Raw genomic sequence first — 22,690 nt, 5'->3', positions numbered from 1 at the left:
AACTTGCCTTCTGCGATGAATCTGTGATATTGATCACACTTGGACAAAAAATATGTCTGCGGACATTGCGGCGCTGATGGCCCGGTGATAGAGTTATGGATACAAAACGCAAAGGGGCGCATTTGCTTTCGGTTAGGGCCAACAGTCTCGGAGCCGTCGAGATGACGAGATACCGAGACGCTGCGTGCCCGCCGAAGCGTTCCGGCAAAGGCCCTTTCAGGCAATCTTATATGGAAAGAGGGATCTCCCTGTGCTCGTCCACGAACTGATCCGGCAGGGCACTCCGGAAAAAACGGCCCTCATTGAAAAGAACGGCCGTTACAGTTACGCCACCCTCCAGGAGACGGTCGACCGCTACCGCCGCTGCCTCTACGCCCGCGGCGTGCGCCCCGGCGAACGGGTTGGCCTCTTTTGCCGCAACTCGGCCGATTTCATCTTCGCCTACATGGCCATCGCCAGCCTCGGCGCCGTCGTCATCCCCCTCAACATCATGTTCCGCCCGAGGGAAATCGGCTACATCCTCAGTGACGCCGGTTCCCGCCACGTCGTCACCGACCGCGCCCTGGAACTGGCCAGCGCCGAGTTGAACGACAGCGACCTGCCGGCCCAGCACCTGCTATCGGCATTGCGGGAAGAGGCGCCCGCCTACGGCGACCTCCCCGTACCTGATGCGGTCCTCACCGCCGAGGATCCCTGCGTCATCCTCTACACCTCCGGGACGACGGGTCGACCGAAGGGCGCCATCCTCTCCCACCGCAACCTGGTCAGCAACGCCCGTTCCTATACGGAGACGATCCATGCCGCCGAATCGGATAACTACCTCTGTGTGCTGCCCATGTTCCACAGCTTTGCCTGGACCTGCTGCGTCACAACAGCGCTGCTTAACGGCGCGACGATCACGATCATGGAGGCCTTCCAGCCCAAGGAAGCACTGGCTTTGATCCAAGCGCACGACGTCAACGTCGTCACCGGCGTGCCGGCCATGTACGGGATCTACACCTCCGTTGCCCGGCCCGAGGACCTGGCCGGCGTCCGCCTCTTCGTCTCCGGCGGCGCCTCCCTGCCTGTCGAGACGCTCAACAGTTTTAAAGAAAAAACAGGCCAGTCCATCGTTGAGGGTTACGGCCTCTCCGAGGCGTCGCCGGTGGTCACCTTCAACCCCGTCGGACGGACGAAGCCGGGCTCCATCGGCCTTCCCATCGCCGCCGTCTCCGTCAAGATCGTCGACACCGAAGGCCAGGAACTGCCCCCCGGCGAGGTGGGCGAACTGATCTGCCAGGGGCCGAACGTCATGTCCGGCTATTTCGGCCTGCCCCAGGAGACTGCAACGGCCATCCGCGATGGCTGGCTCTACACGGGCGATCTGGCCTACAGGGATGACGAGGGGTACATCTTCATCGTCGACCGGAAAAAGGACCTGATCATCGTTGGCGGCCTCAACGTCTACCCGCGGGAAGTCGAAGAGGTCCTCTATGCCCACCCGTCCGTGAAAGAGGCCGCTGTGATCGGCACGCCCGACAAAACGCGCGGGGAGGCGGTTCGCGCCTTCGTCGTAGTCAGGGAAGGCGTCGAGTTGAACCGGAAGGAACTAATGGCTTACCTACGGACTAACCTGGCCACCTATAAATTGCCACGGGAGATCGTCGAACTGGAGGCCTTGCCGAGGAACGCCACGGGCAAGGTGTTGAAGAAGGAACTGAAGACGCTGTAAGGGATATATGAAACCCAGTTACATTCTCTGTAGTCCCGCTGTAGTTCCCCACACCTTCACCCCACAAAAAAAGCTCGCCACAATTGGCGGGCTTTTACTCCTGTTTCCCCAAAATTGCTGAAAATCTCTCTTGGGATGCCATCGACGTTCTGGATGCTCTTCACCGACGTTCAGCGTATTTTCCACGCCCTCTTATCATCCGTCCGGCTTAGGTTCTTCTTTCGGATCTAGGGCTTCAGGATAATAACGATTAATAATATCTTTGATGTCATCCTCTTTTCTTGCATGTATAAATCTCGAATAGACTTCTGTTCCACTGTTCAATTGATTATCATTTAGTTCAAAAACATGAAGTAATTTTACAAACCTCCATTTCACTAGCTGTTCGTAAGTATTTAAGTATTCGTGCTCTGTTCTATAAGCTTGTTCTTCAGCAATCTCGTATGCATTTTTGATTGTTGCAGCTTCTACTAGAATAATACTTTCTTCATAGAGTTTTTTACTGCTATCGTAATCAGCTTCATCAATTTTATCTAGATTGGCAGTGCCAGAGTGTATTGATTCAAACAATATTTTAACAGCGTACCAGTTCTTTTGAGCATCATTTATTATTGTCTTCAAGTATTTCACCTCCACCTCCTACAAAAGTTGTTAACCATATATTATAAACTTAAAAATTTAACTAAATAGCAATGCTTTTATAAGTAAATATTCAAACCATCCTGTTTCTCTAAGAAGACGTACGTTATCAGTGAGAAGGCCCCCTGCTGATATTGAACACTATCATCAGGGGGCCTTCATGTTGTCGTTTTTTAGCAATTTAAGCAATCACTGATCGTGATTCTACTAATCTTGCGATAAGTAATTAATAATCAGGGCGCCCATCCCTTCACCCTTACGCTCACCCTCACCTAACCTTCACGCCATCCGATTGCCCGGCCTCTCCAACACCCGCCACAGGCAGGCATACAACTCATTCAACGCCACCGGTTTGGCCGTCAACTCATCGGCATAGGCCCGCCACTGACCAGTCAGGTTCACCTGGAAGATGTCGCTCGTCACCAGAATCACCGGCGGGCTGGCCGCCATCGTCTTGGCGATGGCGCTGATCATGTCGGCGGCGTGGCCGTCGGGAAACTCGGCTTCCGTCAAGATCAGGTCGGGCGGTTGGGCCTCCGCCGCTACGATGGCCTCCTCCATCCCCCGGGCCACCGCAGGCTTGCCGCCCAGGACGGTGACGACGCGGCTGAGGAGCAGGATCGATGTGGGGTCTTCGTCGACAATCAGCACGCGGCGTCCGGTTATGCTCCCTTTCAGCCGTTCCATGTCGATGGGGCCCTGGGCGTCGGCTTCCGCCGGCATTTCCAGGTAACGGACCGGCATTGCGACGTTGACTGTGGTGCCCACGCCTTCCCGGGACTCGACGTAGATCTCCCCTTTGAGCGTATGGACCAACTGCTGGGTGATGGCCATCCCCAAACCGGAGCCGGTGATCTTGGCGACACCTTTGGCCCGGTAGAAGGGGTCGAAGATATGGGCCACCGTCTCCGGGCTCATCCCGATGCCCCGGTCGGCGATGTTCAGGTGCAGCCGATCACTGTCCCGGCTGATGCGGAAGGTCACCTCGCCGCCGGCCTGGGAGTACTTGACGGCGTTGTCGAGCAGGTTGAGCAGGATCTGGCAGAGCTTGCCGAAGTCGCTCTCCACCAAGAGCCGCGGCGGCACCTGGTTGTCGACGATGTAGTCTACCCGGGCACGGCGCGACTTGTAGGCGATGACAGCGCTCACCTGGTCGGCCAGTTGGGGGATGGAGAAGACCTTGTTCTCGACGGCCTTTTTCCCCAACTCGATGGAGGAGAGTTCCAGCACCTGGGTCAGCAGGTTGTTCAGGTTGTCGGCCGCTTTGCGGGTCATATCGAAGTAGGTGGCAATCTCCTCTTGGAGCGCCTCCCTCTCCTGAAGCGATTTCCCCTCCTGAGACGTTTTCCCCTCCTGCGCCGACTGGCTCGTTGTCTCCACGCCCAGTTGAGTCACGCCGAGGATCACATTCAACGAGCCTCGGAGGTCATGGGACAACTCAGCGATGAAGCGCGTCTTCATATGGTTGGCCCGTTCGGCATCCGATTTGGCCATCGCCAGTTCCTCGGCGAGGTTGCGCTCCGTATTCAGGGCCGCCTGCAACTGCCGCTGCAGTTCGTACTGCTCGGTGATGTCGTAGGCGACGATCAACAGGCCGACGATCTGTTGCTCCTCGTTGTGGAGGGGAACGTAATCGACGTTGAAGGACTTGTTCCGCCAGGGGATGACGGTCCGGCTGACCGTCTCGTTCTCCCCTTCGATCAGCCGCTCCAGGTGGGTTTTCAGTTCCTCGAAGAAGGGCGGCACCTGCAAGCCGAAGAGGTTGCGATTGACGGCCTTGTAGCTGGGGATGTCGAAGAGCTTTGTCGCCGCCGGGTTCCATTCGAGCACCCGGCCTTCCAGGTCGATGGCGATGACGGCCACGTTGATGCTCGTCAGCACGCTGTTTTTCAAGGCCGACACGGCCAGCAACTCGAGGGTGCGGACCTCCAGTTCCTCGTTGATCGTCTCCAGTTCCTCGTTGGCCGCCTCGAGCTCTTCGTTGGTCGTCTCCAGTTCCTCGTTGGCCGATTCCAGTTCCTCGTTGGTCGTCTCCAATTCCTCGTTGGCCGCCTGCAGTTCCTCGTTGGTCGTCTCCAACTCCTCGTTGGTCGACTGCAACTCTTCGGCCAGCGAGAGGGCGTCGGAGAGCTCTTTTTCCATGCTGTCCATCTCCCGCTCCGTCAAGAGGACGGGGCCTGCCGTCCGGCGGATGACGGGGGTGAAGATGAGGATCAGGACCGGTTTGCGGTCCTCGTCGGCGTCAAGGAGGAAGGAGAGCACATAGTGGCGCGGCATTTCGCGCCAGGCGGCGCTGATGTCCCGCGAGGGCGGGACGAGCCCGCTTTGAAAGCACTCCTGCATCTCCGCCTGCATCGTCGCATCGAGCAGTTGAAAGAGAAGCGGTTCCCGCTCCAGATCGGCTTTATCCGCCTCGGCGATGTCATTGGTGAGCAGTTCATCGGCCCGGCGGTTGAGGAGCACGATCTTCATCTGTTCGTTGAGGGCGATCACCGGCGCCGCCAGGTTTTCCAAGACGCTGTCAGCCACAAATCGGCGGTTGAGCCGGTTGTCGCTTTCGGACAACTGCATCCAACTGTTGCGCGGGCGCACGTAGGGGACGCGCCGCGTGGGGACGGGACGGGCCCGGTAGATTTTCCAGCGCCGGTCGACGAAATCGAAGAGTTCCGGCACGACCGACGTGGTCTCCGACTTGCCCAGGAAAAGGAAGCCCCCTGGGTTGAGGGCGTAATGGAACATGGTCAGGACTTTTTTCTGCAGTTCCTTCTCAAAGTAGATGAGCAGGTTGCGGCAGATGAGCAGGTCCACCTTGGCGATCGGCGCCGAGTGGACGATATCCTGGACGCCGAAGATGACGCAGGAACGGATGTGTTTTTTCACTTTATAGAAATCGCCGCAGGCGATCATGTACTTTTCGCGGTAGGCTTCCGGCAGGCTCCGCACCTTGGACTCATTGTAGAGGCCGCGCCGCGCCTCCAGGATGGCCGCCTCGTCGAGGTCGGTGGCGTAGATTTTCAGTTCGAGCTTTTTCTGCGACTCCTCCAGCATATCGGCGACCATGAAGGCGACCGAGTAGGCCTCTTCCCCGGTCGAGCAGCCCACCGACCAGACGCGCAGGGTATCGCCGTCCTTCGCCCGGGCGATCATCGGCTCCAAACAGTTGGCGCGCAACGATTCATAAGCGGCCTCGTCGCGCAAAAACTGGGTCACGTTGATCAGCAGGTCGTCGTGCAGTTCATCCAGTTCTTCCGGATATTGCTTTAGGTGTTCGATATACTCCTGCACCGACGTAAAGTGGAGTTGGGACATACGCTTGCGCACCCGCCGCTTGAAGGTGGATCGCCGGTAATTGATCACATCCACATTCAGCCGGTGGCGCAGCATGTCGGCGATTTCCATATGTTCGTCCAGGGTGAGTTCCCGTCGCACTGTTTCCGGTTCCTTGAGGATCTGAGAGACAATCTTCGGGATCTCATTGAGGGGCAACACGAAGTCAATGGCCCCCGTGTTGATGGCGTTCTGGGGCATGGCGTTGTAGTGGCTGTTTGATGAATCCTGGGCGATAGTGAAGCCGCCGTGCTCCTTGATGCTGATGATGCCGTTGCTGCCGTCGGAACCGGTGCCCGAGAGAACGACGCCGATCACCCGCGAGCCGAAGGCGTCAGCGGCAGACTCAAAGAGCACGTCAATGGAAGGACGGGCGAACTTCACCTTTTCCGATTCGGCGTCCAAATGGATCCGGTTTCCGTGCAGGACCAGGTGGTGGTTGGGCGTGGCCACGTAAATCGTCCCGCCGCAGATGACCTCATCCTGGACGGCCTCCTTCACATCCATGAGGGATGTGCGCTTCAGGATGGCCGTCAAGTGGGAGGGGTAGCGGGGGGACAGGTGTTGGACGACGAAGACGGCGAGGTTTTTGTCCGGGCTCAGCCGGTTGAGGACTTCCTGGATGGCCCGCAACCCGCCTGCTGAGGCGCCTATGGCCAGCACCCATAAGGCTTGTTCGTTGTCCTGGTTTCTCTCTTCCATCCGGTGTCGGCCTCCTCATTCCCGGGGGCTGCCATCCGGTGAGGTACCCATATACTGCTATGTTTACGCGCTTGGTTTCCCGGCGATGAAGCAACTATCTTCCCGACCTATAAATAGTTATAGTAATTTCAATCGCTTTGCTTATTCCATTCTTTTCCCGCGCGAAATTTCCTGCTGTTTCGAAAAAAAAAGCCTCGCCTTTTGGCGACGGCTTTACATTCTTAATGCTGTCATTATGCTATGCCACGATGGCCCGATGTTATGCCACGATAACTAAACCCGTCCGGGCCTCATCCATGAGGTCGATAATTTCAGAGACACGGTTGTCTTCAAGCAGGCAGACGACGGGCCGCAGCGGCCAGCCGGCGTTTTGCTTGACCACCAGGCCTTTCTTCCCATCGCACAACTCGACGAGGCTTCCATTGGGGTAGATGGCCACAGTGCCGCAGAAATGGCGCACCATGGCAGGGTCGAAGTGGGTGCCCGACTGGGACCAGATGTATTCATAGGCCTTGTTCCCCGGCATCGGTTGGCGGTAAGGTCTTCGCGACGTGAGGGCGTCATAGACGTCAGCCACAGCGGAGATGCGGCCGAAGAGATGAATGTCCGCGCCTTTGACGCCCCGGGGATAGCCGGTGCCGTCGAATTTCTCCTGGTGCTGAAAGGCCACATGGGCTGACAACAGGCTGGTGCTTTTGCGCAGCAGGTCATAGCCGAAGCGGGTGTGCTGCTTCATGATCCCATATTCCTCAGCCGTCAGTTTGCCCGGCTTATTCAGGATCTCCACAGGGATCCGGGTTTTGCCGATATCGTGCAGGAGCGCGCCCATGCCTAAAATGGCCAGTTCTTCCCGGCTCAGACCGGCGCTCATGCCGATGATGATCGATAACACGCAGACGGAAACGCAATGGGAGAAGGTGTATTCGTCATAATCGTGGAGGGCGCTCACATCGAGAAGGACGCCTCGATTGCGGATCAACTCGTCAACGAGCATCTCCACGCTCTTTTTGGCGCTGGACAGATCCGTGTCGGAACGAGGCGACGCCAGCAGCTTCACCAGGTGGCGCGTGTTCTTCATGACCTCCGTGAAAACCGGGTCGGAAACAGCGGTCTCGTAACTGATCAGGTCGCCAAAGGGACTCTCGATAAAGACTGACTGGACGTTCAGGTCCTTCAACCGCCGGATGTAGCTTCCAGTCAGTTCAACCCCTTTGGCCAACAAGACGCTGCCCCGGCCGTCATAGACCGGTTTGGCCAGCACGTTGCCCGGCTCCACCAGGCTGACGGATATTCGCATCATATCCTTGGTGCCTCCCTGATGCTGTCGTTTGCCGCCGGGGGGTTGTCGCGGCCAAAGCGCGGCCTGACCCGTTTCCCGTCAACACAAAAGTTGATCATACGAAAACATTATAAGGGAGTTTTCGGTGGTTGGGAATACGGGGATGGGGCTTTTTGTCTGGTTGATCAGCAAGTTTTGTTCAACCCGGCGCCGAGGGCGACGAGCCGGAAAACGGCCTTGGCGGTAGCGTAAAGAAAGGGCTCCGCCTGGGCCATCGCCGTCGTCACATCGACAGGGAGACGGGTGCAGGCGACGAGGGCGGAAAAGGCGGTTTCCAATTCCTCGTGATCATCGACGCCCCCGGAGATGACAATGACCGGCTTGCCATACCCTTCGGCGATCTTTGCCACGCCGGAGGGAACCTTGCCGTAAGCGGTCTGACGGTCGGTCTTACCCTCACCAGTCACCACCAGATCGGCGGCGGCCACCTTTGCCTCCAGCCCGGTGATCTCACTGACCAGGGTGAATCCGCGCTCCAGCCGGGCGTCGAGAAAGGCCATCAAGCCAGCCCCCAGGCCGCCTGCGGCGCCGGCGCCGGGTTTTTCGGCCGCCTGCCGGCCCAGGTCTCTTTCGACGACCGTCGCCAGATGGCGCAAATTGGCGTCCAACTGGGCCACCATCTCCGGCGTGGCGCCTTTCTGGGGACCGAAGACGGCCGAGGCGCCGGCGGGTCCGCAGAGGGGGTTGGTGACGTCACAGGCGGCGACGACGGTGACCTCCCCGGAAGCGATGGCCGGATGAAGCCCGGTCATGTCGATCCGCTGCAGGCGGGCCAAACCGGCGCCGCCGCGCGGGATGACCTTCCCTTCCTCATCGACGAGCCTCACGCCCAGCGCCTCGGCCATGCCGGCGCCGCCGTCATTGGTGGCCGAACCGCCGATGCCGATGTAGACGGTCTCGCAGCCGGCGTCGATGGCGGCGGCGATCAGTTCGCCGGTGCCGAAGGTGGTGGTGATCCGGGGATCCCGCTTGTCCCGGGGAACGAGATGCAGCCCCGAAGCAGCCGCCATCTCGATGACGGCGCTCTTTTCGTCCTTAAGGATGCCGTAGTGGGCCTTCACCGGTTCCCCCAAGGGTCCCGTCACCTCGCGTTCGACAAAACGGCCGCCGACCCCCTTGACCATGGCCTCCACGAATCCCTCACCGCCGTCGGCCAGGGGAACGAGATCGACCACCGCCGACGGCCAGACCGACCGGGCCGCCCGAGCGATGGTCTCGGCCACCTCCAGCGCAGACAGGGATTCCTTGTACGAGTCCGGTGCGACAACGATGCGCATGCTAACCCCTCACTTCATCTTTTGCTGCATGGGCGAGCCGTCCGGCAACCGGGCCGGACGGCTCCTGTTTCGCGTGTTTGCTCCGTTTCTGGGTCTTCGCTTCCGTTCTCGGGTCTTCGTTTCATTTTCGGGTCTGGTTCTTTGTTTGCGCTCCGTTTCTTTTCTCTGTTCTCGGGTTTTCTCTTCCGTTGGGGCGGTCTCCCGGGCGTCAGTGTGCCTTCCTTTGCTCCTTCTGGATGGCCTCCATCAACAATTGGGAAAATTCTTTTGGTTTTCCCTTGGTCGTTGGGAGGACTTCCTTTGCCCGTTCCCTCTCTTTTTGGGGAAAGTACTGTGGAGGGAAAACGGGGACGACGCGAATGCCATCCATGGCCATCTCTCCCTTCGGGTATCCCTACCCAAGTCCCTCACCGTTACTATCGTCTTCCGTTGGAACCGAGTTTAGCCTTTCACACATAAAAATTGTCATTGTTTTCACGAACTTTTTTCCTTGACCGCGCCGATGTCGCCGGCAGGTTTTTAATAGGAAACCGCTCCCACACAGTTACTGCATGCAATTGCCGTTTATTTGTTCTTGTGATTTTATGCTCACACTTGTATAATATGCGCGTATGTCAAAACCCAACGCGAAACGGAGGACCTATCAGATGACCAAATGGATGCGCATCGGCTGCGCCGCAGCGCTCGCCACAGGCCTGCTCGTCAGTCTCGCCGGATGCGGCGGCAACGCCCCCGCCACAACCACGACGGCCAAGAAGAAAATCGTCGTCGGCACGGAAGCCACCTACCGCCCCTTTGAATGGAAGGACGAAAAAGGCGAAATCATCGGCTTCGACGTCGACCTGGCCAAGGAAATCGGCAAGGAGATCGGCGTCGAGGTGGAGATCAAGAATACGCCCTTTGACAGCCTGATCGCCGAACTGCAGAACCAGAGCATCGACATGATCGCCTCGGCGATGACGATCACGGAAAAGCGCAAAGAGAGCATCGGCTTCTCCAAGCCCTATTACGATTCCGTCCAAGCCATCATCGTCAAGGAAGGCTCCCCCGTCAAGACCCTCGCCGACCTGAAAGATAAAAACGTGGGCGTCCAGAACGGAACGACCGGCATGGGCGTGGCTGAAAAACTGTTGGGCGAGCGCAGCGCCAAGATCAAGCGCTTTGAAACCTGCCCCGACGCGCTGAACACCCTGCGGATCGACGGACTCGACGCCGTCATCGCCGACAAGCCGGTAGCCCAGAACTACCTGGTCAACAACCCTGACGCCAAACTCCTCGTCCTGGAAGACACCAGCTTGGAGAAGGAACAGTTCGGCTTCGCCGTCCGCAAGGACGACACGGAACTGCAGCAAAAGATCAACGACGCCCTGGACAAGCTCGAAAAGAACGGCAAGATCAAAGAACTGTCCGTCAAGTACTTCGGCGCGAAGTAACGATCGTATATCAGGCGAATGCCCTGCTTAGACCGGGCGCAGCGAATCCTCGCTGCGCCTTTTTTTAGTTGTAAAGGAATATTAGAAAGTTTATTAGAAATCGCCGGTGATTCAATGTATGTTTATTTCTATTCGACGACCGCGTTTGGAGTAAGCTCCTTACTCCATCGGGCTCATCCTTTCGGCGCAATGGGGCTGCGATCATGCGGGCTCAGGCTCTATACCGCTTCCATTATGGAAGCAACCCCCTGCGTCAGGGATACAAAACCTCACACTGACTGCTGATCGGATTGGACTGCCCCGTTCGCAATCTTACCTGCCGCCGTTCTGTATGTAAAAACATTATCCCGGAAAAGGCGCGCCGTTGAAGATTCTCATTTGCTTTTTACATGCCCTGTTCGAAGGCGCGAAAAGGCGGTCTCTATCATATGAAGACTAGTTTTCCTCCGGTTAGGCCGAAAGTCTCATCCATAGACTTGCTCCTGGTGGAATTAATGAATGTAGGGATATCCGCGCCAATCCTTTTTGTTCTTCACGACTTAATTTTTATAAAAAAACATTGATTTTTTGTTTTAGAAAAGGTAAATTTGATATATAATATACCTGAACATCAGAAAACGAATTTAAAGGATGGGAACGTACATGCGTCAATTTAATGAGTTTTCCCCCCATGATAAGGCGTTGCTGCAACTGGACGCCGATTATCAACGTTACCGCCAGTCCGTTGAGTTTGCCTTCCAACTGGCCCAGGACCTGGTCAACCGCGCCCTCGAGCCGGTCATGAACGAACTGACCTCTGTTCGTCAGGCCCTGGAAGAACTCAAAGCCACCGTCAAGGAAGAGAGCGAGCGCCAAGCCAGCGCCGCCGAAGCGGCCGCTGAGGCTGCTTCCGAAGCCGTGGAAACCACCATCGAACTGGTCGACGAAGCGCCCCGCCGCGGCCGCCGTCGAAAAGTAGCCGAGCCGGTCGCCGTGAAACCGGCCCGCATCCGCTGGGGCAGCAGCGAAGACGAGATCAAGGCGACGATCTTTGAACAACTCCGCCTCTTGGAAGAGCGGGGCAAGGAGATCACCGTCACCAACATTAAGGAAGAAGTCCCCAGCATGATGCGCTTCCTCTACGGCAAGGACGCCATGTTCCAGGGGATCAACGCTCTGATCGAAGAGTACCAGCGCAGGAAGAGCGCCGGCGAACTGCCCGTCCAGACCGCTGCTGCCGATGAAGTCGACGCCGAGGACGCCATGGTCCCCGAAGGCGACGTGATGCCTGAGTTGGCCGAGACGGAAGACCTGGCTGTGGAGCAAGGCGCTGCGGAGTAAGTTGGCGTTTTGGGGTTACGGGTTCTGAATACGGTTTACGTACATGACATAAAAGAGGCGGCGCCCATGCATTAGGTTTGGGCGTCGCTTCTTTTATTTCCCCTATCGCACTACATTCGTATACGAATTATAAAAGTTTTTTACCGAAAAAAGAACGTAGATTGTTCACTCGACAAATCACAAGATGGTCAAAGAATACGCGATTATGCGAAAACTCACCCCCACGTACGCGGGGAACATGAAAGTCCTGGTCCTAAGCGCCAAGCGTTATGACGGTTCACCCCCGCGTGCGCAGGGAGCATGTTCCGATGCGAATGACGCATCACCGTCGACAACCGGTTCACCCCCGCGTACGCGGGGAGCATGAGGGCGCCCTTACCCCTGGCACTCACTGTTGTCGGTTCACCCCCGCGTGCGCGGGGAGCATTTAGCAACCTTCTTGAAGTGCGCGGCAAAGTTCGGTTTACCCCCGCGTGCGCGGGGAGCATCGGCTCGCCTATGGCGACGATTGCCGCCACGTCGGTTCACCCCCGCGTGCGCGGGGAGCATGGGTTTTTGCGGTGCTGGGCTGGTTGTGTGGCCGGTTCACCCCCGCGTGCGCGGGGAGCATGTCAGGATTGCGCGTCATGCGTTCATAATCATACGGTTCACCCCCGCGTGCGCGGGGAGCATGATAACAGATAAATTTAAATATTCTCGTTCTTCGGTTCACCCCCGCGTGCGCGGGGAGCATTCCGAAACGTTACCGTCATGGCCGAAAGTGGTACGGTTCACCCCCGCGTGCGCGGGGAGCATTTAATCGCTTTGACATGGTTAGCATGATAGCTGCGGTTCACCCCCGCGTGCGCGGGGAGCATGCAGCGTCCGCACCACCAGGCGCCGCGGCTTCGCGGTTCACCCCCGCGTGCGCGGGGAGCATTTGAAGCACTGGCCGGCGTATTTGCATTTCTTCGGTTCACCCCCGCGTGCGCGGGGAGCATGGTTCCCCATTCCATCGCCCCTACGCCCCCTTCGGTTCACCCCCGCGTGCGCGGGGAGCATGCGAAAGCCTTCCTTGGTTGCATCGGCACAGTCGGTTCACCCCCGCGTGCGCGGGGAGCCTGAAGGATAGCGGCGATGAGGCCGTACGGTTTCGCGAGCGCGGTGTTTTCGGTTCACCCCCGCGTGCGCGGGGAGCATGACCGGTGCTGAACGGAACCCCGTCATAGAGAACGGTTCACCCCCGCGTGCGCGGGGAGCATCCCTGGCCCGGGACGTGGAATGGATGGCTCCCCGGTTCACCCCCGCGTGCGCGGGGAGCATTATTTCTCGATAAACTCGATGGCGTGGTTGGCCGGTTCACCCCCGCGTGCGCGGGGAGCATAGAACCTGGCAGAAATCCGATTTCAGGAACATCGGTTCACCCCCGCGTGCGCGGGGAGCATGCGGAATCCTTTCTCGGCCAGGCGGCGTTTTACGGTTCACCCCCGCGTGCGCGGGGAGCATTTTGATTGATAGCGGTAACGTCGATAATCTCTTCGGTTCACCCCCGCGTGCGCGGGGAGCATTAAATGCTTACACCTTACATATCCTCTAATTTCGGTTCACCCCCGCGTGCGCGGGGAGCATAACCGATGCCATCGACCAGCTTTCCGGCCAACAGGTTCACCCCCGCGTGCGCGGGGAGCATACTAGAAAAACCTAATAATTACGGGGCTTCCGCCAAGAAAACCCCTTCCAAGTCTACGATACGATACCGGCTCTTTCCGTTGGTTTTCACCGTAAAACCTTGTTCCGTATTTGTTGTGTAAATGAGTGTTGCCCCACCTCCCGCTGGTACACAGATGCGTTCCCACAGTTTTTCTCGCACCACTGCTGAAATGCGACCTACAAAAACGCCTGATTTGACTTCCACGAGCCATCGGGATAATTCACCTCGGGCAGAAGAGGAGACACGTTCCATAAGAATAACGACCATTCCCCTCTTAATCCCCTTTCTCATTCATCAGAATAGTTCTTTCCGCCGGATACGACGCCATCCTGATCGTCCCAGATGCCTCCTGGTTTATCATCGGATCCATCGTACCCTTCGATCACCTCAGGCAGATTGATCCCCGAAAACAGCGTCGATAAATCTTTGGCAACTCGCTCCAACAACCGTTTGTCATGAAATTGTTGACGACAAGCCAACCGAACTTCCCTCTCGATGTTTGCAACATCGTTTTTTCCGGCCACGGTGAATGCCACCGCTATTGTAGTATCCGTTTTGTAAATATCCGCCACGTCATACACGAAAGACAACTGCTTTCCCGTGTGAATAAATCCAACCGCAGGAGAATATCCCATCGATACGATAGCCGCATGGCAGACACCGTAGAGGCAGGCATTGGCTGCTGAAAGCGCGCGATTGACGGGGTCGGCACTATTCCAATTTCCCCGGTCATAATTCCTGCCGGTCCATACGACACCATGTTCCTTGGCTAACCTGGCGTAAATCTGCCGGACGCGACCGCCTTCCATTCCGCGAATCTGCCGCAACGTCATCTCCGGCGAGACAGGTTCCCGGAACCTTAACTCGTACATTCTCCGAACGACCGCCATGCGAGTATCTGGATTACTCCATAATGACACTTGACGAAGCAGGTTTGATGAACTGCGAGTTTCGCCCATCCCTTGACCATAAACCCGCAGCCCTCCCTCGCCCACCCAAAGGACGCTGCATCCACAGTCAGCAAGCGTACGCATGGCGGCATGAGAGATCTTTGTCCCCGGCCCCAGCAACAACACACTTAAAGACGCGCATGGAACCTGGACTTTTCCATCTTCCCGCCATAAGGCTATCGCTTTTGCCTCTTGTTCCACCACGGCATGCTCAATATAGAGGTAACTGATGCTGTCCGTCAGCCTGGGCAGTTCATGCAGATCGCGCATTCCGGCAACTCCTTACAAAACTTGAGCCCCAGCGTTCGTGGATAATTAGACATCACATTACTTTCGCCACAGATAACAGACCGAAGCCGAACGCTTTCGCCGGGCCGATTCCCAATCGTATCGCTTCTATGAAGATTTGCGGGTCAGTCACCTGCAACAGCCCATCAAAGTCTACGGCAAGATGAGATATTTTCGACTTTAGCTTTTTTCCATTTACGATTCCACGATTAACGACGCGCAGTTCATAGTTAGGCGTACCTGAGTCCTCGCCAAAAGGGTCAAACCAGTCAGGACCGTTCGAAAGCGGCACCAGAGAAAAACCGTGTTGTTCCCCTTTTCTCACCAGCCATTCGATCTGCTCATTTTCTTTATGCCGGCCAAATCGCTTCCCCTCTCGGGATACAATGGGGTTGGCCCGGAGACGGAAGCGAAGGATTTGCCCTTCTCGGAAGACAGATAGGCCTTGTTGGATAAGAACAAATGATTTCGGACCGCGAACGAAGACCCCATCGCCGACACATTTGCTCCAGTCCGGCTTACATTCCGACTGGACAAGTATCTTGACTGTCTCTCGTTCCGTTTCTACTCGATATAAGACTCTGCCGGCCCCCCCGGCTTCTTGATCCGGAAATGCTCTCATTAACCAACGGTGAACCGCATAACTGTCCGATAACATACGCCGGTTATCGGGACAGAAGCTATCCAACTTTAATTCGGACAGGTACACCATTTTTCCACCTCATTAGATACCTCAACATATTCAAGCGTTAATCTTCGCTGTCGGAATGTACGTTGTGAAAATGAAATCGGAAGATCGGAAATGAGAATTTCTCCGTTTTCCGCCTCGAATAACACCGGAAGTCTTCTCGGCTTTGCTGGGAGTTCTATTTCGTCCAGGTAACGCCAAGGCTCTTGTTGAAGCGCGGTTTCAAGCGGTCTGTGTTCCCGGATAGAGCCCTTCGGAAAATATGGGGGTACTGTCAACGGAAACGATTTTCTTCCCAGGCATAGCGTAAACTTCGGCGAACGCAACGCCTGTTCAACTTCACGCAGCAAACAGAGATTATCGGACTCAAAACCGGCGATAAATCGAGCCCCCGCTAAGTAATGTCGAGATGACGTCACCGATGTTTTACCCGTACCATCCGCCTTGATCACGTTTTGGGCCGTTTGAAAGTCACGAAAGGCCCGACCGGGCGCATCAATGCGAACACCAAACCGCATCGTGGTGAGGTCGGATATCTCTTCTTCCCGTCGGCGCCCCAAAGCAGCGCAGAGTAAGCCGATGACTGCGCTTTTCGTTGGCGCCAGCTGTGTGTCTCGATCATCAAAACGGCTGCGACTCCCCCACGATTGCATGGGACCGATTAAAGGGATGAGCAGCGTGTTCATGCCCGCTCTCTCCGCACTGTCTCCACAATTAGATTGACGGCTTTATCAAAACTATCTTTCTTTGCAGAACTGAGGCCATGCAATGGAAACTGATCGTCACGATCATGGACGACCGCCTGCGTCGCCTCTTGATAAAGACCATACACCTTATTCATTTGATCATGGTATCTCACCAGACGATCAATCGAGGCGGAAACAAGATCATCCGTTCGAACCGGCTTCACGAAGGCATTAGCCAATGATACCGGCACCCCTGCATTTCGCACAATGAAGAGGACGAAAGACGGAGGGTTATAGGCCGTCATCACAGTTTGTTTTCCGGAAGGGAAAGCAAGACAAAAAGCCCGCAGGTATTCTCTGACCGATTGCAACGCAAGCTCCTGATCGCCCTTTAGGTTCTCCTCCAATTGGTTCACGTCGATAAGGGAGTACCGATAAAAACATGCAGAGTTGTATCCCTGGATCCCCAGCATGCCTGCACCGGTTTCATCGGTCTGCTGTAGATCGTCCATGGCCGAGAAAAAGTCTGTTTCCATATTTACCCGATGGGTGCTGATCGCGTGGGCCACCTGACAAGCGGCGTCGATTTTACGTTCCGGCACTTCCGCCACCATGCGGCCAAACATGGCGATATCAGCCGACAGTCGCGCCTTCTTCAGCCGTTCAGTCGCTGTTTTCTTGTCAGCCCCATCGCGTAAACACTGTACGATCGCCTCTATCTCACTTTCCGAAATGAAAAGCAAAACAGCCGTTTCATCGGTCCTTTTATCATCCATTTTTGAATAGTGGGCGCTGATGAACTGAGTAACCGTTTCGTCCGAAATCTCACCGTTCGTCAGCGTCTTTACCTTTTCCACCAATCGTTTCGTTCTAAAGCCTATAGGGATGCTGTTTTCTAAAACAAAAAAGTTCCGGATGGCCCGCTTCCACGATTGACTGGAAACGCGCGCCCTGGGAACACCGCCAAATTCACACATTTTCGGTGTATTTGTATCATCCCGGTTGAGGCAAGAAGGCGCAAAGTTTTGCAGCACATGGCATTCGATTTTCAAAAGGCTCTTCCCCTTTCTCGATCATCTTAATTAGCGGAACGGGCCGGTTCCCGATAAAAATCCCTCGCCCATCTTCTCTGAACGGCGCTGTCAACGAGATCCCAACGGTCTGCATCATGCAACAGCATCTTCCAATCCAGGCCGAGACCATGGCTTCCCAGCAGCTTAATGGAATGGCGGAGCAAATCGGGGAGTTGTTCCTTTCTGGCTGCAAGGACCATACTAAACCTTTTTTCAATGCTGTCGGACTTCTCTCTTAGATGTCGGAAGGCCGCACCGAAGGAGACCCCCTCGGTATGTATGGGGTTGATAACGAAAAGCCCAGCGGCGAGATACAGCAAATCCTCTTGATCACCACTTACATTGACCGCAAATGGGGCGACATAAGGCGCCGCATGGATCGGATTTTGAATGGACTGCCGCAGTCTTGCCAAGGCAGCCCGACACGACGAAATCTTGTCACGATTCCGCTCAAAGGACGACAGTTCGGCGATCAAGCCGTTGACAGCCGTCTCAAAGGAAGCACTCATTTGCCCGTTCCCTCCTTTCGACTTCGCTTTTTACGGGCATCCTTTTTTTCCTGACGCAAAGACAAGTCGGCTGTAAATTTATCGCTGTGTCTCGCGATGGCTCTCCAGACCCTCGGGGATTCACCGAGGAGATGACAAATCTCATGAAAAGAACATCCCGCTTGGGTTTCCACTTGACGATACCAATCGGACAGCGCTGCATCACCGTCAGTGGGCAAACGATTGAGAAATCCGGCAAACTTTCCTTCAAGCCTTGCCCAGTACTGATTTGTCGGGTTTAACGAATCTATCACGGTATTTACATCTTTTTTTACACTCGTTGACTCTGCCTCCCCCTCTGGCCGAATGAAATCTTTGACAACCATCCTCAAACGATTGCGCAAATCGACGGCCACTTCTTCGGCAGCGCGAATCGCCATTCCCATCGTGGACACAAGATCCGGATTTTGAATAATTTTAGCCGGGATTGAATAGTGTTCCTGTCGCCAAAGCAGAAACTTGCCAGCTTTTCCTGGGTCTGTGGCCAGACCGGAAAGGTTGACCGAAAACCGTGTCTCCCTCGGCAATATGTCATCTTCGATCAGTTGTGCAATAAACTCGATAATTTTGTTCCGTAAGGAACCGACTTGGAAAAAGGTATGGAGATCACGCCAAGCGGCCTTATCGGCACGAAGTCCTAACGGATAAATGCCCTCCTCCTTGCTTTGCACATAGACTTTCATCGGATCATTAAACGGCTTGTCTTTGTCCAATGAGCGACCTTGCGTGAAATACATCATTCGGACTCGTCCGTCTTCATCCGGCAACAGTCGAATGAAACGCGACTGCATCGTATATAAGTCAGCCACACTAGAAACCTTATGTACGATTCTTTTCTTCCCAACCACCCTGTCCGTTTTTTCCATCGGTTTTGTGCTTTCCCAGGGCACAGTATCTTCAGCGGCCCGAAGAGACGGAACTAGATTGAGCATACAGGTTTCAAAGAGGTTGTTGCCGTGTAACCATAACGTAAATCCCCTCAACGCAGCGCCGTCAGCGAGATAGGGACGCAGCACTTCCTCTCCGTCAATCTGCGCCGTACTGGCTTTCCCGAACCCAAGCGCAAAGGCCTGTCCGACAACCAACATGCGAGCGGCGGCGGCAAAATCGACTTCCAAAAGCACGTCATCCACGTTGTGGTCGAAGAGAGTCGCATTGTTCCCTGTCGATAGTTCATGGGCCAACCGACTCAACCCGCTCTTGCCTTTCATCACCAAGCCGGGAATCTGATAAAAGGGTCGAGGCCCAAACAAATCAAAACCGTCTCTATGCCGGTTAAAGTAATCCTTCACCTTGTCTGAAGGAAATTTTCCATTTGTCCATAGTTCAAGCCATTCTGCTTCTGTCGCCACACCGATTGCCCGGTACAATATGGCCTCAATCAACCGGAGCAGCGCAGGAACCTCGAGAGGGTTGTTTCCTTCGATCTCTCGCAATCCACCGGCGTCTACGATGACTTCCTCCAACCCGACTTGCTTTCTCTTTCCGCTGGTATCCACACAGGGTATCCATGGCTGATCAACGAGATTAAATGTCGGCATCGACGACCACCTCCTGATCCGGTGCGTTCCATTGGAGTCCTTCCTGTTTCGACAGTCGTACACTCGTTTTTCCGATTTGGGCAACGCCGCGTTCAAAGCGCACCAATCGAGCATGCCGAAGCATGGGAACACTCCTCCACTCATCGGGAGGCTCCAAGTCGATTGCGGCTTGAAATATCTTTTTACTGGAAACGGAAACGCTAAAGCGCATCAATTCCTTCACCTGAGACAAGTCGGGAACGCATGCAGAAAACGGGGCAAGCGCTGTGCCGTCCTCCAGTTCGCCAACGCAAATCAACAGGATGGAAGGATCCCCGATACGAGTGGCTGCGCGCACCGTTCTGTGGACTTTGGGGTCATCGTCGTCAATGAGTTCGATGTCGTTATGCTCAGCGGTATTGCCCGGCCGAAGAATCGCTCGCGCCCCCTGTTTCGGGTCGGGCAACAGCACCGTTTCCGCTTGGGCCAATAACTCATTGCGGCGATCGATCATGTTTTGCCTGTGCGTTTCCATCAATAGATCCCATCGCTGGTCCGGCGGGGTCATTTCGCCGCTATAAACCAACTGAACCAGCCTGTCAATATCTGCAGCGTAATCGATATGTTCGAGCCATCGGATCGCTAGGTATGTGCGGTACAAGATATAGGGCTCATATATGTTGGCCCTATGGTTAGGCAACTGCACGATGCCGTCGGCATCCTCATCGGCCAAGATGCACAAGTGTGGAAAAGGGATGGGCCGCTCGCTCCTATAATGACGCCATAACCGGCCCATGCGTTGAAGGATTAAGTCGACAGGGGCCAAGTCCGTTGCCATCCAATCAAAGTCCAAGTCAATGCTTTGTTCGATGACTTGAGTAGCTACCAAAATTCGCTTTCCGTCTCGACTGGAATTTTTACCGTAGTGCTTCATAACCGACTCTTCCGTCTGCTGACGCCAGCATGCCAATGTCCTGGCATGGAAGAGTTCGACCACCCATTCGGCAGGTTCCAAGCAACGTTTAAGTGTTCTATACACCTGAATGGCGCGATTGACCGTATTGCAAATGACCGCTGCCCGCCCAGTGACCGGCAATTCCTTGTCAATCATGACGGCGAGCGCAGTGGGGTTTGTCTTATGAAAGGTCATCTTGACCGGTTGTTTCTTGGCTGGCGGTGAAAATGTCTTGGTCAACGATCTGTCCTGCTGAACGACGGTTACACGAGGATAGGCGCAATATTCGCTATATTGTACCGCCCCCCAGGCTTGAAGAAGCTGGCCTCGTTTCTCATGGGGCAATGTTGCAGATAAGAGGAGCACCGTACAGCCGATTCGCCTCAGCCAGGACAACAGATTTTTTAGTAACTCGTTGGTATAAACGTCGTAGGCGTGCACTTCATCTACGATGACGACTTTTCCCGCCAAACCAAAGAGGCGGACAAACCAATGCTTGACTTGTAAGGTTCCCAACAGCGCCTGGTCGATGGTGCCGACGCCGAACGGTGCCAAAAGGGATCTCTTTTGACCGACAAACCATTCCTCTGCGACGACGTTTCCCTCATCGCTTTCATCAATGGTGGCCATTCTGAGTTCTTCAAAAGAGTCTGATAATAGTTTTCCTGAATGTACAAGTTGCAAATTGAACCGAACCGAGTTCTGGGCCGCTTTTTTCCCCAGATAGTCTCGAACTCGGTCAAACATCGCATTCGATGTGGCAAGCGTTGGGAGCGCCAGGTACATCCCCTGGGCAAATCCTTGCGCCAAAAGACGTTCGACCACATACAGCGCGGCTTCCGTTTTTCCCTCGCCCATGGCCGCTTCGATGATGATCAGTTTTGGACAATCGGAAACCTCTACGATGTCCGCCACCGTTTTCTGCATTTCGTTTGGCGAAAAACCAAAGAGTTCTTCAAAAGATGCGGCGGTTCGCTCATGGGTGGTTACCTTATCGATGGTCTGTTTCCATCCGACCGAAGATACGGCTTTTTCAGCGCGCGCACGCGATATTGCGGGGTATTCGTGAATGGGTTGCAGGGGTTCATAGGGGAAAAAGGCTTCTGACGACGCGATCCAATCTGCAACCGTTATCAACCCTGCGATGATTGGCACAAGCCCGGCTTCTGTCAGATCCGAAACCTTGATTTCAATTGGCGGAGCTTCTTCGAACATACGAGTAAGTTGAAAAAGCAAATTTTTTCGTATTTTTGCCCAGGGCTCCCCCCCGTCTGCGTTTCTTCCCAGGCTCAATTGCGTATCTTTAGGAAATCTACCGTGATGACCGGCTGTAAGCCGCGCCAATGCTCTCTTCAGCCGTTTCCCGCAGTTCCAACCGGTAATGCAGGGTTCATCGATTCTTGATAAGACGTATTCGGTGATTACACCATGGGGTTGGTAATCGGGATGCACTATGTTCAATTCCGTATTCGCCAATATCTCCTTCACAATAGGAGAGCGAAACTGAAACGAAGATACTTTACCAATATCATGTTCACCGGCGAGTAATGAAATAAATCTCCCTGTCTGAGATTCAGTTAACCCAAGTTCGGCTGCGATGATTCGTCTCACTGAAGGTGTTAATATACTTTGATACAGAAGATGGGCGACATGCGCGACATCTGCCATGTGATAAAGAATCGGGTGATAATTGGAGAAATCATTCGATTTCGCCTTTCCCCAGGGGGACAATAGCTGTTCTAGCTCACAGGGGGGATGCGCGGTTTCTTGAGTTCCCATGAAAACACCCCTAGCGCAAAACTGCATTGAAAAATCAAGCACTACTTTGTTTCTTCCCGTTTTCGGAATAGCGCTTAGTAATGGGCAAGGGGTTACCCCCGCGTATGCGAGCATCTTAGGGGGTTCCTGCACCAGTCCGGTTATCAGCGGTACGCTTTCACTCGCTCAGAGGCATAAAACCCATGAGTACCCGGGGGTGAGCTGTATTATTTCACTCCCGCGCGCACAGGCAGCATAATGTCCATCGAAGCCGAACGGAAGGAGCGGAAAGGGGGAGTAAAATCCCCCTTTTGGTTCACCCAAGAGTTTTTTCAATTTGTTCCACTCGAAATTATCTATTCTTCAAAACCTTTTATTTCCCTCCATTTTTTACATGCAAAAAAAGTTCGCTAGCATAGAACCTTATCGGTGATCCCAGTTTGTTGTTATTTTCTCGAAATACTTCCTCTGGACTTTTTCACCTTTACAGCTAAAATGATTCTTCTTCTCATCCACAACCGTCTATATGCCGGTCCAACCCGGAGCATAAAACCGCGTTCGCGGGGAACATGTACCAAACTTGTCCAAAGCCCGCATCCACAACTGTTCACCCCGAGAGCGGGAAGCATGGAGACGGTCACCGCTGTTAGAGGCGGCTTCTCGGTACACCCCCGTGTGCACGAGGAATATTCCGTGATCGGCCATCACGCGTTCGCCCCTTTACGTTACACACCCACGTGTGCGGGGAACATACTGGGATTTTCGTTGGAATGGTGAACGTTGTAC

15 protein-coding genes and 1 CRISPR repeat array are annotated in these 22,690 nt (G+C 55.0%); of the genes, 3 read left to right on the top strand and 12 right to left on the bottom strand.

All coding sequences use genetic code 11. The features are described 5' to 3' along the window. Window positions 1-250: 250 nt before the first annotated feature. Window positions 251-1,711, top strand: a complete 1,461-nt coding sequence (locus GTO91_RS11690; protein WP_328793790.1) for a long-chain-fatty-acid--CoA ligase — start codon at window positions 251-253, stop codon at window positions 1,709-1,711. Window positions 1,712-1,906: 195 nt separating this feature from the next. Here GTO91_RS11690 and GTO91_RS11685 read toward each other — a convergent pair whose 3' ends face one another. The 4 genes from GTO91_RS11685 to GTO91_RS11670 form a co-directional block, all read right to left on the bottom strand. Further along, window positions 1,907-2,341, bottom strand: a complete 435-nt coding sequence (locus GTO91_RS11685; protein ID WP_207709016.1) for a DUF4288 domain-containing protein — start codon at window positions 2,339-2,341, stop codon at window positions 1,907-1,909. 288 nt (window positions 2,342-2,629) lie between these two features. Continuing rightward, window positions 2,630-6,379 carry a chemotaxis protein CheB gene (locus tag GTO91_RS11680; RefSeq protein ID WP_161258897.1) on the bottom strand — a complete coding sequence of 1,250 codons (3,750 nt, stop codon included), beginning with the start codon at window positions 6,377-6,379 and terminating at the stop codon, window positions 2,630-2,632. 259 nt (window positions 6,380-6,638) lie between these two features. Continuing rightward, entirely contained in the window at window positions 6,639-7,679 is a 1,041-nt protein-coding gene (locus GTO91_RS11675; protein ID WP_161258896.1) for an HD-GYP domain-containing protein, read from the bottom strand. Window positions 7,680-7,843: 164 nt separating this feature from the next. After that, entirely contained in the window at window positions 7,844-8,995 is a 1,152-nt protein-coding gene (locus GTO91_RS11670; RefSeq protein WP_161258895.1) for a glycerate kinase, read from the bottom strand. A 647-nt stretch (window positions 8,996-9,642) separates the two neighbouring features. Between GTO91_RS11670 and GTO91_RS11665 the strand changes: the two genes are divergently transcribed. After that, complete coding sequence (locus tag GTO91_RS11665; protein WP_235919558.1) at window positions 9,643-10,428, top strand: basic amino acid ABC transporter substrate-binding protein; 786 nt, start codon at window positions 9,643-9,645, stop codon at window positions 10,426-10,428. A gap of 642 nt (window positions 10,429-11,070) precedes the next feature. Further along, window positions 11,071-11,748: a hypothetical protein gene (locus GTO91_RS11660; RefSeq protein ID WP_161258893.1), complete on the top strand. Its 678-nt coding sequence runs from the start codon at window positions 11,071-11,073 to the stop codon at window positions 11,746-11,748. 273 nt (window positions 11,749-12,021) lie between these two features. Beyond that, window positions 12,022-13,417: direct repeats of the CRISPR family, unit length 29 nt; unit sequence CGGTTCACCCCCGCGTGCGCGGGGAGCAT. A gap of 18 nt (window positions 13,418-13,435) precedes the next feature. On the opposite strand, the gene cas2e is transcribed toward GTO91_RS11660, so the two are convergent. Genes cas2e through cas3 form a run of 8 tightly spaced genes read right to left on the bottom strand, consistent with a single transcriptional unit; the run spans window position 13,436 to window position 21,925 of the window. Then, window positions 13,436-13,705, bottom strand: a complete 270-nt coding sequence (cas2e, locus tag GTO91_RS11655; RefSeq protein WP_161258892.1) for a type I-E CRISPR-associated endoribonuclease Cas2e — start codon at window positions 13,703-13,705, stop codon at window positions 13,436-13,438. A 20-nt stretch (window positions 13,706-13,725) separates the two neighbouring features. Then, the gene (cas1e, locus tag GTO91_RS11650; protein ID WP_161258891.1) at window positions 13,726-14,658 is read right to left on the bottom strand and encodes a type I-E CRISPR-associated endonuclease Cas1e; all 933 of its coding nucleotides are present in this window, start codon (window positions 14,656-14,658) and stop codon (window positions 13,726-13,728) included. Between the two features lie 52 nt (window positions 14,659-14,710). Beyond that, window positions 14,711-15,385 carry a type I-E CRISPR-associated protein Cas6/Cse3/CasE gene (gene cas6e / locus GTO91_RS11645; protein WP_161258890.1) on the bottom strand — a complete coding sequence of 225 codons (675 nt, stop codon included), beginning with the start codon at window positions 15,383-15,385 and terminating at the stop codon, window positions 14,711-14,713. Beyond that, on the bottom strand, window positions 15,367-16,050 hold the full coding sequence (gene cas5e, locus GTO91_RS11640; RefSeq protein WP_161258889.1) for a type I-E CRISPR-associated protein Cas5/CasD: 684 nt from the start codon (window positions 16,048-16,050) through the stop codon (window positions 15,367-15,369). The genes cas6e and cas5e overlap by 19 nt, the downstream gene beginning before the upstream one ends. Then, window positions 16,047-17,102 carry a type I-E CRISPR-associated protein Cas7/Cse4/CasC gene (gene cas7e, locus GTO91_RS11635; RefSeq protein ID WP_161258888.1) on the bottom strand — a complete coding sequence of 352 codons (1,056 nt, stop codon included), beginning with the start codon at window positions 17,100-17,102 and terminating at the stop codon, window positions 16,047-16,049. The genes cas5e and cas7e overlap by 4 nt, the downstream gene beginning before the upstream one ends. A gap of 26 nt (window positions 17,103-17,128) precedes the next feature. Beyond that, complete coding sequence (gene casB, locus GTO91_RS11630) at window positions 17,129-17,632, bottom strand: type I-E CRISPR-associated protein Cse2/CasB (protein ID WP_161258887.1); 504 nt, start codon at window positions 17,630-17,632, stop codon at window positions 17,129-17,131. Then, window positions 17,629-19,212 (bottom strand): type I-E CRISPR-associated protein Cse1/CasA, encoded by a 1,584-nt coding sequence (gene casA, locus GTO91_RS11625; RefSeq protein ID WP_161258886.1) that lies wholly within the window; start codon window positions 19,210-19,212, stop codon window positions 17,629-17,631. Before casA ends, casB begins: the two co-directional genes overlap by 4 nt. Then, on the bottom strand, window positions 19,199-21,925 hold the full coding sequence (gene cas3, locus GTO91_RS11620; protein ID WP_161258885.1) for a CRISPR-associated helicase Cas3': 2,727 nt from the start codon (window positions 21,923-21,925) through the stop codon (window positions 19,199-19,201). The genes casA and cas3 overlap by 14 nt, the downstream gene beginning before the upstream one ends. Window positions 21,926-22,690: the final 765 nt, after the last annotated feature.

The sequence above is a fragment of the Heliomicrobium undosum genome (genome assembly GCF_009877425.1).
Lineage (GTDB): Bacteria > Bacillota > Desulfitobacteriia > Heliobacteriales > Heliobacteriaceae > Heliomicrobium > Heliomicrobium undosum.
The sequence above is the reverse complement of the archived record's forward strand: the minus strand, read 5'-3'. Positions and strand labels throughout refer to the sequence as shown.

What these genes read in the sequence shown, in the direction of transcription:
- GTO91_RS11680 (WP_161258897.1), bottom strand. Translation starts at nt 6,379, where the DNA reads ATGGAAGAGAGAAACCAGGACAACGAACAAGCCTTATGGGTGCTGGCC.
- GTO91_RS11675 (WP_161258896.1), bottom strand. Translation starts at nt 7,679, where the DNA reads ATGATGCGAATATCCGTCAGCCTGGTGGAGCCGGGCAACGTGCTGGCC.
- GTO91_RS11670 (WP_161258895.1), bottom strand. Translation starts at nt 8,995, where the DNA reads ATGCGCATCGTTGTCGCACCGGACTCGTACAAGGAATCCCTGTCTGCG.
- GTO91_RS11665 (WP_235919558.1), top strand. Translation starts at nt 9,643, where the DNA reads ATGACCAAATGGATGCGCATCGGCTGCGCCGCAGCGCTCGCCACAGGC.
- GTO91_RS11660 (WP_161258893.1), top strand. Translation starts at nt 11,071, where the DNA reads ATGCGTCAATTTAATGAGTTTTCCCCCCATGATAAGGCGTTGCTGCAA.
- cas2e (WP_161258892.1), bottom strand. Translation starts at nt 13,705, where the DNA reads ATGGTCGTTATTCTTATGGAACGTGTCTCCTCTTCTGCCCGAGGTGAA.
- cas1e (WP_161258891.1), bottom strand. Translation starts at nt 14,658, where the DNA reads ATGCGCGATCTGCATGAACTGCCCAGGCTGACGGACAGCATCAGTTAC.
- cas5e (WP_161258889.1), bottom strand. Translation starts at nt 16,050, where the DNA reads ATGAACACGCTGCTCATCCCTTTAATCGGTCCCATGCAATCGTGGGGG.
- casB (WP_161258887.1), bottom strand. Translation starts at nt 17,632, where the DNA reads ATGAGTGCTTCCTTTGAGACGGCTGTCAACGGCTTGATCGCCGAACTG.
- casA (WP_161258886.1), bottom strand. Translation starts at nt 19,212, where the DNA reads ATGCCGACATTTAATCTCGTTGATCAGCCATGGATACCCTGTGTGGAT.
- cas3 (WP_161258885.1), bottom strand. Translation starts at nt 21,925, where the DNA reads ATGGGAACTCAAGAAACCGCGCATCCCCCCTGTGAGCTAGAACAGCTA.